The 14,670-nt window shown below is 50.2% G+C and carries 11 protein-coding genes and 4 pseudogenes; 12 read left to right on the forward strand and 3 right to left on the reverse strand.

What is annotated here, in order from left to right:
* Positions 1–121: 121 nt before the first annotated feature.
* The 3 genes and pseudogenes from QGT73_RS10855 to mobA all read right to left on the reverse strand — a co-directional run.
* Positions 122–829, reverse strand: a pseudogene (locus QGT73_RS10855) (YWFCY domain-containing protein); the annotation flags it as partial.
* A 30-nt stretch (positions 830–859) separates the two neighbouring features.
* Positions 860–2,107: a conjugal transfer protein MobB gene (gene mobB, locus QGT73_RS10860; protein WP_010801781.1), complete on the reverse strand. Its 1,248-nt coding sequence runs from the start codon at positions 2,105–2,107 to the stop codon at positions 860–862.
* Entirely contained in the window at positions 2,086–2,514 is a 429-nt protein-coding gene (mobA, locus tag QGT73_RS10865; RefSeq protein WP_010801782.1) for a conjugal transfer protein MobA, read from the reverse strand. The genes mobB and mobA overlap by 22 nt, the downstream gene beginning before the upstream one ends.
* A gap of 421 nt (positions 2,515–2,935) precedes the next feature.
* Between mobA and QGT73_RS10870 the strand changes: the two genes are divergently transcribed.
* The 12 genes and pseudogenes from QGT73_RS10870 to QGT73_RS10925 form a co-directional block, all read left to right on the forward strand.
* Complete coding sequence (locus QGT73_RS10870) at positions 2,936–3,985, forward strand: ParA family protein (protein WP_010801783.1); 1,050 nt, start codon at positions 2,936–2,938, stop codon at positions 3,983–3,985.
* A gap of 2 nt (positions 3,986–3,987) precedes the next feature.
* Entirely contained in the window at positions 3,988–4,428 is a 441-nt protein-coding gene (locus tag QGT73_RS10875) for a DUF3408 domain-containing protein (RefSeq protein WP_010801784.1), read from the forward strand.
* 2 nt (positions 4,429–4,430) lie between these two features.
* On the forward strand, positions 4,431–4,784 hold the full coding sequence (locus QGT73_RS10880; RefSeq protein WP_035457778.1) for a DUF3408 domain-containing protein: 354 nt from the start codon (positions 4,431–4,433) through the stop codon (positions 4,782–4,784).
* A gap of 16 nt (positions 4,785–4,800) precedes the next feature.
* Positions 4,801–5,529 (forward strand): hypothetical protein, encoded by a 729-nt coding sequence (locus tag QGT73_RS10885; protein WP_010801786.1) that lies wholly within the window; start codon positions 4,801–4,803, stop codon positions 5,527–5,529.
* Positions 5,530–5,730: 201 nt separating this feature from the next.
* A pseudogene (locus tag QGT73_RS10890) lies at positions 5,731–5,946 on the forward strand (DUF4134 family protein); the annotation flags it as partial.
* Positions 5,947–6,582: 636 nt separating this feature from the next.
* The gene (gene ltrA / locus QGT73_RS10895) at positions 6,583–8,238 is read left to right on the forward strand and encodes a group II intron reverse transcriptase/maturase (protein WP_010801788.1); all 1,656 of its coding nucleotides are present in this window, start codon (positions 6,583–6,585) and stop codon (positions 8,236–8,238) included.
* Entirely contained in the window at positions 8,235–8,477 is a 243-nt protein-coding gene (locus tag QGT73_RS10900) for a DUF4134 family protein (protein WP_007845737.1), read from the forward strand. The genes ltrA and QGT73_RS10900 overlap by 4 nt, the downstream gene beginning before the upstream one ends.
* A gap of 11 nt (positions 8,478–8,488) precedes the next feature.
* A complete protein-coding gene (locus QGT73_RS10905) occupies positions 8,489–8,821 on the forward strand; it encodes a DUF4133 domain-containing protein (protein ID WP_010801789.1) in 333 nt (110 codons plus the stop codon).
* A pseudogene (locus QGT73_RS10910) lies at positions 8,818–11,205 on the forward strand (TraG family conjugative transposon ATPase); the annotation flags it as partial. The gene QGT73_RS10905 and the pseudogene QGT73_RS10910, both read left to right, overlap by 4 nt.
* A gap of 580 nt (positions 11,206–11,785) precedes the next feature.
* Entirely contained in the window at positions 11,786–13,609 is a 1,824-nt protein-coding gene (locus tag QGT73_RS10915) for a reverse transcriptase/maturase family protein (RefSeq protein ID WP_005680466.1), read from the forward strand.
* Between the two features lie 258 nt (positions 13,610–13,867).
* Entirely contained in the window at positions 13,868–14,248 is a 381-nt protein-coding gene (locus QGT73_RS10920) for a DUF3876 domain-containing protein (RefSeq protein ID WP_010801791.1), read from the forward strand.
* Between the two features lie 23 nt (positions 14,249–14,271).
* Positions 14,272–14,478 (forward strand): annotated as a pseudogene (locus QGT73_RS10925) (DUF4141 domain-containing protein); the annotation flags it as partial.
* Positions 14,479–14,670: the final 192 nt, after the last annotated feature.

Below are 14,670 nucleotides of genomic sequence, written 5' to 3' on the forward strand. Positions count from 1 at the left end.
TGCTACACTCCCTGCCGTCTTTCGTTGGACAGATAAGTCGGTGATGATAGGTCATTTTCAAAGAACACTTGCCTAATCCTTGCCAAAGGGACTATTAAGACACTACCTTGACTGGCGCACCATAACAATACATCGAAAAGCCCTTCTCAATCTGTTGCTTGATAAAACTGTTCACCACAGCGTATGACTTGCCGCTGCCCGGTGTCCCTAACACGATGGACGCACGGAACGGGTTTACCACATTTATCCAGCCGTTGTTCCAACGCTTTTTATAGTAGAAGCGTGTGGGCAGATTAACGGAATACTCGCTTTCGATGAGCCTTGTTTCCTGCATGAAACTCTCGTTTTCGTTGTTGAAAACATCCTCCATCAGATTGTGTTTCAACAGGCGGCTCATCCACAGACCTCCCATCAAAAGGCAGACATAGCCCGTGCCGATGGTAAGGATATACAAGCCTGTCACCGCTTCAACAGGTAGTGGCAGAGCCAGTATCCACCAGTTGAGGAAAAACAGCACGAACCCGGCGGCGAGTGCCGTCCAGATTTTACGCCAAGTGATTTTCTCACCCTTGACCCCTTTTGTTCCCAAGCACGACAGCGCAAGCAGCAGGACGGCAAACAGCTTCGTGTACAGTATGGAATGGAACAGCCCCGCCGTGCGGTTGAAGTTCATCAGTATCCTGTCCACCACGCCGATGTCCACGCCCCAAAGCCGGATGGCTTCATAGCAGAACCAGTACACGTTCATTACCACTAAAATGATACTCACGGCACGCAGAAAATCCATGATTTTCGCCAATGCCCTCAAATCGTCTTCTTGTTGTGACATACATTGATTTTTTAATTGTTGATACTCCGATTACATACCCAACCCCTTGCGCTTTTTCTTCTTTTTGCGCTTCATCGCCCGGATGAAAGCCTCTTCCTCGGCATCGGTCGCCGGACCTTCGGGAGTGAGCAAGCCCATACCGCCCGCTACGTCTGCACCGTCGTATGCGGTCTGCACGTGTGCCTTATCCGCAGCATCCACCGAAATGGATAGCGGTATCGGCGGTTGTCCGGCGTATGGCAGGGAGAAGTGTTCCTGCAAGGCATTCGCCGAAAGTTCCTTGCCCATGCGTGAGCCGTTCAGCACGCACCCCGTGCGGTGGTCGATGAAGGTGGCCCCATAGATGCGCCCTTCCTCCGTGTAGCGCAGTACGGAGTCTATGCCCTTCTCTTTGAGTTGGGACACAAATTTGTCCTTGTCATAAGTGCCTTGCAGCACGGATAGGACGGTGCGTTTCGTCATGTCGGCGAGCTTCCTGTCCTTAATCTCTGATTTGGAGCGGTCAAACTTCTTCTGCACGGCTTCATAGCCTGCGGACCACCCGAAGAGAGAGGACTTGAACGGGTTGCCCACCTTGTTGCCCTTGTCGTCCGTGACGGAATAGACCAGCCCGTGATATTCCCGTCCGCGCACGTTGCCCCTCGCTTCCTCCACCGTCAGGTTATAGAGGGAAAGGAGCGCACGGTATTCGCCCATCGTCTGGAAACGGTACTGCCCGTTCAGAGCTTTCAGGGTATTGCCCACCTGCTTCTTCACATCGCCAGCTGATGCGTCCACCTTGCGCAACGGGTTTTCCAATCTTGGATTTTTACGTTCAGCCGGATGCAGCCCGTATTTCTGTTCCAGTTCCCTGCGGATGCGGTCGCTGCGGCGGTGGAGGAAATCCCGGTTGAGCCGTTTCCCGTTCTCGTCCACGTTGATTGTCACGATGTGCAGGTGGTGGCGGTCGATGTCCTCGTGCTTGAAGACAAGATAAGGCTGGTTTCCGAAACCGAGCCTTTCCAGATAATCGCGGGCGATATTCTGCAACTCAATATCGGTCAGTACATCCTCCGGATGCGGGTTGAGCGAGATATGCACTACCGGTTTCTCCACTTTCATCTGCGGCGGCATGAAAGTCTGGAAGCTCTCCATCGCCTTGCCGATGTCCACCTTCCCCGAACCGTCATTGTAGATGCGGTTGGTGGTGAGCAGCCGCCCCTGTGCCTCGTTAATCTTCTCCCCGTTGTAGGCAATCGCGCCGTACAACGAATTTCCTACACTGATTTTTGCGACCATTTCGCCTCCAATTCTCTCGAAAGTTCCACAATCTGACGGCTCAGTTTCACGAGTTCGACGGTTTGTTGCTCCAGTTTATAGAGCAACGCCATCGCCTTTTTCTCTGAAAAATGCAGCCTCAGTTCCTTCACTACTTGGTTGTAATTCGTTCCCACGGCGCGGAACTGCGCGTGAAAATCCGACAGCTTGGTGTAGTAGTCCACCAGCGTCTTGTCCACCTTCAGCACCTTGAACGGCTGCCCGAAGAAGTGCGCTTTGAGGAAAACCGACCGTGCATAGACACCCGATTTTCCGAACATGGCGAGGAAACGGTTGTGTTCCTCCTCGTTGAAACGGACGGTGTAGCGGTACACCGCCGGATCAAGTTTGGGATTTCTCCCAGCTTTGCTTTTCTTTTTCTCTTTCATATTACTTTGGATTTAGCGAATTGACGGCATAAGCCGCCGCTTCGGGTCACAGCACCGCAGTTCTGAAAGGCTTCCCGACTTCGGAGGGGAAGCCCGCCCCCTGCAAGGGCAAGTGCTTTTCGTGGCTGCTCAAAATATTTTGAGCGGCTGAAAAGACATCTTGCTATGTTCATGTGAACATAAAAATCCGTCAGGGGACGGATTGGAAAGATACCTTTCAGGACTCCGGCTGCGCCACCATCGGCGAACCCTGCTGTCCGGGGGCAAAGTTATGCCCTTAAAGCGGTATCGGACAGATGCTTGACCCGGTCAATGACTGCCAACCGGCGCAACATGCCGCCACTTGCTTGGGAAGTGATACAGGTTCCAAAATATACTTGTTTATTTGCAGCATGATTCAAGAAACTAACGATTTGAAGATATGAGAAAAGGAACATTCAAATACCCGGACAACCGCTTCGGCGGACACTTGCCGAAGCGGATACCCGAACCGTCGGAACCCCGGTTATCCGACAATCCGGTGAAGTACGGATTCAATGACTTCATGACGCAATGTCGTCATTCATCACTTGTCCGCCGCACCGCTTCACCGCAGAACCGGATACGCGACGACCCGCCTATGTGTGTAATCACGGAAGCGGATAATGCGACAGCCAAATCCGCATGGAAACAGAAAAATAAATCATCAACAATTAAAATAAATAGAACCATGAGTAAAGAAATCTTCGTTGCATTCGCAACACAGAAAGGTGGCATCGGCAAATCCACCGTCACGGCACTCGCCGCCAGCTACCTCCACAACGTGAAAGGCTACAATGTCGCCGTCGTGGACTGCGACGACCCACAACACAGCATCCACGGACTGCGCGAACACGAAATGGGGCTTATCGACAGCAGCACCTACTTCAAGGCTCTCGCTTGCGACCATTTCCGCCGGATCAAGAAGAATGCCTATACCATCGTCAAGAGCAACGCGGTGAACGCCCTCGATGATGCGGAAAGTATGATTGCCACCGAGGACGTGAAACCCGACGTGGTGTTCTTCGACATGCCGGGAACACTCCGAAGCAACGGCGTGATAAAGACGCTCTCGCAGATGGACTACATCTTCACTCCGCTGAGTGCCGACCGCTTTGTCGTGGAGAGTACCCTGAAATTCGTCACGATGTTCCGCGACAGGCTGATGACGACCGGACAGGCGAAAACAAAGGGATTGTATCTGTTCTGGACGATGGTGGACGGCAGGGAGAGGAACGACCTGTACGGCATCTACGAGGAAGTGATCGCCGAAATGGGCTTCCCGGTGCTTTCCACCCGCCTGCCCGACAGCAAGAAGTTCCGCCGTGACCTTTCGGAAGAGCGCAGGAGCGTGTTCCGCTCCACCATCTTCCCGATGGACACGGCACTGCTGAAAGGTAGCGGCATCCGTGAGTTTTCCGAAGAGATAAGCGAAATTATCAGACCGCAGTGAGCATGGGCAGCAGGAAAGTGAACACGGAAGGCATCGACGAGGAACTGCTGTTGGCCTCCATCGGGCGGCGCACACAGGACGGGACACTACGCCCGGCGCAGGAAGTTCCCGCAGCTGCACCGACCGAAGATGACACCGCCGCACCGGAAACGCCCCCGGCGCAACCCGCCACACGGGAAAAAGCGCAGAGAGAAGGTAGCCGCCGGAAAAGGCAGGACGAGGACTACAACGAGCTGTTCCTGCGCCGCAACGAGATAAAGACCCGCCAGTGTGTCTATATCAGCCGCGATGTCCACGGCAAAATTCTCAGAATCGTGAACGACATCGCCGGAGGTGAAATCTCGGTAGGCGGCTATGTGGATACCGTGCTGCGCCAACATTTGGAACAGCACAAGGAGAGAATTAACGAACTGTATAAGAAACAACGTGAAGACCTGATTTGAAAATGGAAAAAGAAATGACACCGAATGAAAAAAGACCGCAACAGGAATGTGGAGGTATGCTTGCCCAAGTGCAGGCGAGTGTGGAAATCCTGTCGCCCGTCCCAGTAAGCGGTAAATGCAATGAAAAGGATTATGAGCGTCTGTTTATCCGTAATCCCGAAGTGAAGGCGCGAGAAGGTAAGATGGCGTATGTGCGCCCGGAGTACCACGACCGCATCATGCGCATCATCCGCGTAATCGGGCATGACAGGCTCAACCTGTCCGCCTACATCGACCATGTGCTGACGCACCACTTCAACCAGTGCGAGGACGCTATAAAAAGCCTTTACGCCCGGAACTACAATTCAGTATTCTAACCAAAAACGGGAATATATGAATGAAACAATCAGCATGACAGACATTTTGCTGGCCGTATCGGTCGGCTGCAACCTTTGGTTCCTGTTCCTGCTTCTTTACGACCGTATCATGGAAACCAAGATGTTCCGGTTCTTCAAGGGGATTACCGGATTGTGGCGGTCGCTGGAAAGCAAAGGGACAAAGAGCGAGGCAACACATAAGGAAGTCCCCACGGCAAAGGCGGACATTATCGGTAAGAGCCGTTTCAGGATGGCATCCACCCGGACAACCGCTGCCATACCGACGCAACAAGCCGCCACTTCGGAAAAAGGCATTGAGCTGTCGGAGGAAGAGGCTACTTTTGACGACGAAAACGCGGAAACCACCTCACGCACGGCACAAGTCCCGGAGGAAAAACTCGATGAAACCTTCACGAGCATACCACCGGAGGAACTGGGATATGGGGAGGACGAGCCGGAAGAGGACGCTCCGGACACGCCACGGGCTTCGGGCAGCAGCTTTGACGAGATCGACGACGCCTGCAAGACCGCCAAGAACCCGGATGCGACGCAGGCGCAACGTGAAAAGGCGGCTAAGGTGTTCACCGACATGGAAGGCACGGAGCTGTACGAGAAAATGATGGAAGGCTCTTCGGAGATAGGCATCCGCATCAGGGGGCTTATTGAAATCCGGCTGAAAAAACCTAAAAAGGTGTTCGTCGTGCCGGACAACATCGAGGAGTTCGACATCCGCAACTATGTATGACAACAATAAAAGAAATGAACATGAAGGAATGACAATCAACCCACGCGGCGAGGAAACGCAAGGCGCATCCGGTCCGCAACGGACACACCCAAGTCCGTGGAAACAAACGGGCATCCACTAAAACCAAAGTAAAGTAACAGAGTATCAACCGCCCGACAAAGGACCATCCACCCTTTCGACGGCAAAAAACAAGTACAGTTTATGAACAAGAACATCGTAAGAAACAGAAAAGCAATCCTCTCAGCGGCACTCATCATCGCCGCTACCGCCTCCGCCTTCGCGCAGGGAAACGGCATCGCGGGCATCAACGAAGCCACCTCAATGGTGAGTTCCTATTTCGACCCCGGCACGAAACTGATATACGCCATCGGCGCGGTCGTCGGGCTAATCGGGGGCGTGAAAGTGTACGGAAAATTCGTGCGACGTGAAGTTGCGTAAGTGATTGTGTAACATTAAGATTACACCTCCAGTTCCGTCTGGAGTAGCCTACGGACACATGCATTAGGAGTAATTCTTTTGTATGAAGCTGTCCCGACAAGGTAGCCTTTCCGAAAGGAGAAGATTGAACCGTGAGGGGAAATCAACGGCTGATAACACCATTCAGCACGAGGAGCTTGGCTTAGCGGTATGGTCAACGAAAGTGAACTGTCCGATAAACATCGTAAAGTACAACGAGCCAAAGGTTGTTGACAGGCTCGAACCAAAAGGTAAGCAGTCGGCTGTCCTCTTGAATTTTGGGGACACACGGACATTAGCACTGCCGGTGGAATAGACAGGACCTAACCCGCTTATTTGTCACTTATGTAAAACACGGTAAGCCCGTACCTCTCCAGTTCATTAAAGCTGGTAAGCAAGCCGCAAGGCAAGCCTACATGGGGTGCGGGTATAGGATAGCGGAAAAAGCGAATGCCTCCCTGTAATGGGGAGGATACGGATTGAGCCAATATCACGGGTTGGTAAAGGTAACATCATCCGACACGAAAGTGGGCAGACTTCCGCCTATGGTGACACTTTACAAGATAGTTTACAGAACTTTTAAAGAAAGGAAAGCAAATGAACGCAAAGAAATTGGCGTGTGCGCCCGAAGACATAGACATTCACGAACTCTGGTCGAAAATCGACTGGGACAAATGCGAGCGTTTTGTCCAAAAGCTGCAAGCACGTATTGTAAAGGCTCAAAGGGAAGGCAGACATAACAAGGTGAAAGCCCTGCAATGGATGCTTACCCACTCGTTCTACGCCAAAGCATTGGCGGTAAAACGAGTTACGACTAACAAAGGAAAATCTACTTCCGGCGTTGACAAGATTACATGGTCTTCTCCATTGGCGAAAGCCAAAGCCATATTCACTCTGAAAAGACGTGGCTACAAGCCACAACCTCTAAAACGTGTGAATATCAAAAAGAAGAACGGGAAATTACGCCCACTCGGAATACCAACGATGAAAGACCGTGCGATGCAGGCATTATACTTAATGGCACTTGACCCGATAGCGGAAACCACTGGCGACAGCCATTCCTACGGATTCCGCAAACATCGCTGTACGCATGATGCCATTGAGCAATGTTACATTGTACTTTCTCGCTCGGTAGCTCCCGAATGGATTCTTGAAGGGGACATCAAAGGATGTTTCGACCATATCAGTCATGAGTGGTTAATCAACAATATCCCTATGGATAAGGAGATACTACGCAAATGGCTCGAATGTGGTTATGTGTTCAACGGTGAACTCTTTCCTACGGAAGAGGGAACCCCACAAGGCGGCATAATATCCCCAACTCTCGCAAACATGGCACTTGACGGGTTACAAGGATTACTGGAAACATGTATCAAAAAGTATAAAAAGAATTATAAACAGATATACTCTAAGATACATCTTATACGGTATGCAGACGATTTTATTGTAACAACAAAGGATAAGGAAACGATAGAACTGGTTATACTTCCATTAGTACGCAAGTTTCTTGCGGAAAGAGGTCTGACACTATCAGAAGAAAAGACAAAAATCACACATATAAGTGAGGGATTTGACTTTCTCGGCTTCAATATCCGAAAGTTCCGCAATAACACATTGCTGACAAGACCGTCAAAGGATGCGCAAAAGAGATTTTGCGATAAAATCCGTAAAACAATAGAATCCAACAAGTGCGTAAAGCAGAAGTCGCTGATTATGATGTTGAATCCAATCATAAAAGGTTGGGGAAACTATTACAAATACGGTGCTTCTGGTGAGATATTTCACCGAATGGATTGGGAAATCTTTAAGAAAATATGGCAATGGGCAAGACGCAGACATCCGCAGAAATGCAAAGGATGGGTAAAGGATAAGTATTTCAGAACACTAAATGGACACTCGTGGAGATTTGCGGCAGATATGGGCAAGAAAGATAAGATTGATTATCTCGAACTGACCTATCTACCAACCATCCACCATGAGAAATTCGTCAAGGTTCGGCATTATGCCAATCCGTATGACCCAGCCGATAAGTCGTACTACGAATGGAGAGAAACCTACCGAATGAAGCAAACGCTGAAAGGCAGGCAATCTCTGATAAACATTTGGAAACGACAAAATAAGGTATGTCCTGTATGTGAAGAGCGTATTGACAGGGAAAGACCTTGGAGTATCACTGAACAAATAGTCAGCGGACAAAAGATAAGAACTCTTGTACATACCAGTTGTAAACGTAAAATGCATAGTAGATTATGAATATGAAAGTCGAAAATGAGATGGCTCTACCGATAACAAAGTCGGTAACGGTCATGTTGCTTGAGCCGTATGCGGGGAAACTCGCACGTACGGTTCTTAGAGGGGAAAGCTCCCGTAAGGGGGCTGACCTACTCGACTCATCGGGCGACCCCGACACCAGCAAGACAGCTGCCTCATGGTTCGGCGCGTGCATCTTCCTGATTGTAGCCGCCACCATCCTGCGCTCATTCTTCCTTTAATAAAATAATGTATGGCTGAATACCCGGTAAACAAGGGTATCGGCCGTCCGGTAGAGTTCAAGGGCTTGAAGGCTCAGTACCTCTTCATCTTCTGCGGAGGTCTGCTGGTTCTTTTCATCCTGTTCGTCATCCTCTACATGGTCGGCATCGACCAGTGGGTATGTATCGGCTTCGGCGCGGCATCGTCCTCCCTCCTTGTGTGGCAGACCTTCGCGCTGAACGCCCGGTACGGCGAACACGGGCTGATGAAACTGGGAGCGGCACGGAGCCATCCCCGATACCTTATCAACCGGCGGCGGATAACCCGTCTGTTCAAACGACAACGAAAGGAAGAAACGACATGAGGAATACATCGAAAATAACAACTCTGGAAAACAAGTTCCCCCTGCTTGCGGTGGAGCATGGTTGCATCATCTCAAAGGACGCCGACATAACGGTGGCTTTCGAGGTGGAGCTGCCGGAGCTTTACACCGTGACGGGCGCGGAGTACGAGGCTATCCACGGCTGCTGGTGCAAGGCGATCAAGGTGCTGCCGGACTACTCCGTCGTCCACAAACAGGACTGGTTCATCAAGGAACGCTACAAACCGGAGCTTCAAAAGGACGACATGAGCTTTTTGAGCCGTTCCTTCGAGCGACACTTCAACGAGCGTCCGTACTTGAAGCACACCTGCTACCTCTACCTGACCAAGACGACAAAGGAGCGTAGCCGGATGCAGAGCAACTTCAGCACGCTGTGCCGGGGACATATCATCCCGAAGGAACTGGACAGGGAAACTGCCACCAAATTCATGGAAGCCTGCGAACAATTCGAGCGCATCATGAACGACAGCGGGCTTGTCCGCCTGCGCCGCCTATCCACCGATGAGATTGTGGGTACTGATGGAAAGACGGGGCTGATAGAACGCTACTTCTCGCTCATGCCGGAAGGTGACACCACCTTGCAGGACATCGAGCTTTCGGCAAGGGAGATGCGCATCGGCGACAACCGCCTGTGCCTGCACACCCTCTCCGACGCGGAAGACCTGCCGGGCAAGGTGGCTACCGACACCCGTTACGAGAAACTCTCCACCGACCGGAGCGACTGCCGCCTCTCCTTCGCCTCCCCCGTGGGGCTGCTGCTCTCCTGCAACCATATCTACAACCAGTATGTGCTGATAGACAACAGCGAGGAAACCTTACAGAAGTTCGAGAAGTCCGCCCGAAATATGCAGTCGCTCTCACGGTATTCAAGGAGCAACAGCATCAACCGCGAGTGGATAGACCAGTACCTGAACGAAGCCCATTCCTACGGGCTGACCTCGGTACGGGCGCACTTCAACGTCATGGCATGGAGCGATGACGCGGAGGAGCTGAAACACATAAGGAACGACGTAGGCAGCCAGCTGGCAAGCATGGAGTGCGTGCCGCGCCACAACACCATCGACTGCCCGACACTCTACTGGGCGGCGATACCCGGCAACGCGGCTGACTTCCCGGCGGAAGAGAGTTTCCACACCTTCATCGAACAGGCGGTGTGCCTGTTCACGGAGGAAACCAACTACCGCTCTTCGCTATCGCCCTTCGGCATCAAGATGGTGGACAGGCTCACGGGGAAACCGCTGCACCTCGACATCAGCGACCTGCCGATGAAGCGGGGCATCACCACCAACCGCAACAAATTCGTGCTGGGTCCTTCGGGCAGCGGCAAGTCGTTCTTCATGAACCACCTCGTGCGCCAATATTACGAACAGGGTACGCACGTCGTGCTGGTGGACACGGGAAACTCCTATCAGGGCTTGTGCGGCATGATCCGGCGCAAGACAGGCGGAGCGGACGGCGTCTATTTCACCTACACGGAGGAAAAACCCATATCGTTCAACCCGTTCTACACCGACGATTACATCTTCGACGTGGAGAAGAAAGACAGCATCAAGACCTTGCTGCTGACGCTCTGGAAGTCGGAGGACGACAAGGTGACGAAGACGGAGAGCGGTGAACTGGGCAGTGCCGTGAGTGCCTACATCGAGCGTATCAAGGCTGACCGGAGCATCGTGCCGTCGTTCAACACCTTCTACGAGTATATGCGCGACGACTACCGCAAGGAGCTGGCTGAGCGTGACATCAAGGTGGAGAAGTCCGACTTTAACATCGACAACATGCTCACCACCATGCGGCAGTATTACCGGGGCGGACGTTACGACTTCCTGCTCAACTCCACGGAGAACATAGACCTGCTGAACAAGCGGTTCATTGTCTTCGAGATTGACAGTATAAAGGAAAATCGTGAGCTTTTCCCGGTGGTGACGATCATCATCATGGAAGCCTTCATCAACAAGATGCGGCGTCTGAAAGGGGTGCGCAAACAACTGATAGTGGAAGAGGCTTGGAAGGCTCTATCTTCGGCAAACATGGCTGAATATCTGCGCTATATGTATAAGACCGTCAGAAAATATTACGGCGAGGCAATCGTGGTGACGCAGGAGGTGGACGACATCATTTCCTCTCCCGTGGTCAAGGAGAGCATCATCAACAACTCCGACTGCAAGATACTTCTCGACCAGCGCAAGTATATGAACAAGTTTGACCAGATACAGGCGTTGCTCGGACTGACGGAAAAGGAGAAGGGGCAGATACTCTCCATCAACATGGCGAACAACCCTTCACGGCTCTACAAGGAGGTGTGGATAGGCTTGGGCGGCACGCAGTCGGCGGTATATGCCACGGAGGTCAGTGCTGAAGAGTATCTGGTGCGCCCGTAAAGGGAATTTGACGAATGTCGCTTTGGCAAGCGACTGGGCAAGTGTTTAAAATGCCCATTAACAACCGCTAACCGGAGGGGAAAACCCCACAAGGGAACATAGCACGTTGGTAAAGCCATAAGTCAGCCAACTGTCAGGCTGCGACCGAATGGCAAGTTAAAATGATAGATATGAGGATAAAGCCTGCATTGGTTGAACGATAGTCCGAGCAGTCGTATCCTTGGGCAATGACGGAAGACAGTTGAATAATTCTTCGGAATTATACCGTTATGTTGCGGTACTACACTGATGACACGTAGCAGGAGTAGCATAAACTTACCGCAAGGCAACTACCATAAGTAGTAAAGGACGAAAGTCGTATCCGACAATCTATCGAGCCAAATAGTCGTCAAATTTCTAAACGGGGATTGCCTAAACCGGAAAGCCAGTTGTAGGGCTATGGGGTCTGCCCCTGAATATCCGGCATGGCAACGGAGCTTCCATAGTAGTCTGAGCAGGGTAACGCCCTGTACATGGCGAAGGGGAGCAGCTAATTAAGTTTAACAATTTAAAGGAAGATGTGAGAGACATGAGAAATCCAGAAAATGTGTTGAACAGTCTGAGTAAACACAGCGGTAACTTGAACTATAAGTTTGAGCGGCTGTATAGAGTGCTGTTTAACGAGGAAATGTTTTATGTAGCCTATCAGAATATTTACAGCAAGACAGGCAACATGACGGCAGGAGCCGATGGTAAAACCATTGACGGAATGAGTATTGACCGAGTTGAACAACTGATTGGCAGTCTTAAAAATGAGACTTATCAGCCTAATCCGTCCAAAAGGACGTACATACCTAAGAAAAACGGGAAAAAACGTCCGCTTGGCATACCCTCTTTTGATGATAAGCTGGTACAGGAAGTAGTCAGAATGATACTTGAAGCAATCTATGAAGGTAGTTTTGAACATACTTCACATGGGTTTCGTCCCAAACGAAGTTGTCATACTGCTCTTATAGATATACAAAAGACATTCACTGCCGTGAAATGGTTTATTGAAGGCGATATTAAAGGATTCTTCGACAATATCAATCATGACGTACTGATTAATATTCTTCGGGAACGTATCGCCGACGAGAGATTTTTGCGGCTTATCAGAAAATTCCTGAATGCCGGATATGTGGAAGACTGGGTATTTCATAGAACGTACAGTGGAACTCCGCAAGGCGGGATTATCAGCCCAATACTGGCTAACATCTACCTTGACAAGTTCGACAAGTACATCAAGGAATACATCAATCGGTTCAATAAAGGGGTAACAAGAAAAGGCGACGCTCGATACAAGCTCTACGAACAGCGAAGATACCGACTGGCAAAGAAACTAAAGAATGAGAAAGATGTAAAGGTAAGGAAACAGATGACCGCCGAAATTAAGCGGCTACGAGAAGAACGGAACAACTATCCGGCACGTAATGAAATGGACAGCAGTATCAAACGGTTAAAATACGTGAGATACGCAGATGACTTTCTGATTGGAATTACCGGTAATCTTGAAGACTGCAAAACAGTAAAAGAGGATATTAAGAATTATTTGAATGAAGCTCTTAAACTGGAACTGTCAGACGAAAAGACACTGATAACCAATGCGCAGAAACCAGCGAAATTTCTCGGATATGACGTATTTATACGTAGGTGTAACGATTTACGTAAGGATAAGTACGGTAAAACGGTTCGTGCATTCGGACACAAGCCTGTATTGTACCTGAATTTTGAAACGATGCGGAAGAAACTCTTTGATTATAAAGCCGCAAGAATCGCGGTCGTCAATGGCAAAGAGGTTTGGAAATCCATCGTCAGAACGTACATGCTGAACTTGGATGACTTGGAAATAGTCAGTCAGTTCAATGCCGAAATCCGAGGGTTCTATAATTACTACTCAATAGCCAATAACAGCTATGTCATCAATTCTTTCTATCACATTATGTCATACAGCATGTATAAGGTATTTGCGAACAAATACAAATCATCTGTAAAGAAAATACTTCTGAAATATAAAAAGAACAAGGTTTTCCAAGTGGCATATGAAAATAGCAAGGGTAAGACACTTTACCAATCATTTTATCATGATGGTTTCAAACGCAAAAAGGTTGCAGGGAATATTTACTGTGACACTATTCCACGGACAGTTTCCATAACAGGTGGACGTAACAGCCTTATGGAAAGGCTGAAGCTCCAAGTTTGCGAATTATGCGGTGCTACCGATAAACTCGAAATGCATCACGTTCGCAAACTTAAAGACCTGAAAGGTAAATCCGACTGGGAAAAGAAAATGATAGCTCGAAGACGAAAAACTTTGGCTGTCTGCTCAAAGTGTCATGCAAAAATAGACCCCGACCGAAGAATCAGACTGAATTAATTAGTGGAGAGCCGGATACAGGGAGACTTGTAAGTCCGGTTCGGAGGCGAGTACTCGGAAACCTACCATAGAAATATGACAAGGCGCTGGGTGCTTAGCCTACGCGTACACCACCGAGGAAACGGAGAAAGTGGAGGTTTACCGTCTGGCGGAAAAGTTAGGCGGCGACATCGAAGCCGCCATCCGTCAACTTGCCGAAAGGCGGAGAAACAAGGAATAAGTGAAAATGAATTTATCAACTAAAAAAGAAAAATGAGTATGAGTTTATCAAAAGTGAAAATGCTGCAAGTCAGCAAGTGTTTAATCGGATTGGCGGTCGTGATGCTGCAATCCTGTGACGTGGAGGAAAACCGCCGTGACCTGCTTTGCGGGAACTGGGAAAGTGTGGAGGGGAAGCCCGACGTGCTTATCTACAAGGAGGGCGAAGCCTACAAGGTGACGGTGTTCTGCCGGAGCGGTCTGCGCCGCAAGCTCAAACCGGAAACCTATCTCTTGCAGGAGGAGAACGGCAACCTTTTCATGAACACCGGCTTCCGCATCGACGTGTCCTACAACGAAGCCACGGACGTGCTGACCTTTTCGCCCAACGGGGATTATGTGCGGGTGAAGCCGCAGCCGGATAAACCGACAGAAGAATAACAACCGCTAAAATCCAAAGTAACATGAGAACAAGAATAACAATGATTGTCTGCCTGTGCCTGCTTCTCGCGGGCACGGCAAGCGCACAGTGGGCGGTGATAGACCCGTCCAACATCGCGCAGAGCATCGTGAACACCTCCAAGAACGTGGTGCATACCTCGACCACCGCCCAGAACATGGTGAAGAATTTTCAGGAAACCGTGAAAATCTACGAGCAGGGGGTGCGACACGTATAGTTGCATAAATGATTGTTTAACAAGCGGCTAACCGTCGGGAACGGTAAGCCAAAGTTTAAACCCACTGTTCCGTCAGTGGTAGCCTACGGGCACGTGCATCACGAGTAATTGTTTTGTACGAAGCTGCTCCGGACAAAGTAACCCACCCGAAAGGGGAAGCCGAAGCCGTAAGGTGGACGCAACGAC

It is taken from the genome of Duncaniella muricolitica, assembly GCF_910574735.1.
Lineage (GTDB): Bacteria > Bacteroidota > Bacteroidia > Bacteroidales > Muribaculaceae > Duncaniella > Duncaniella muricolitica.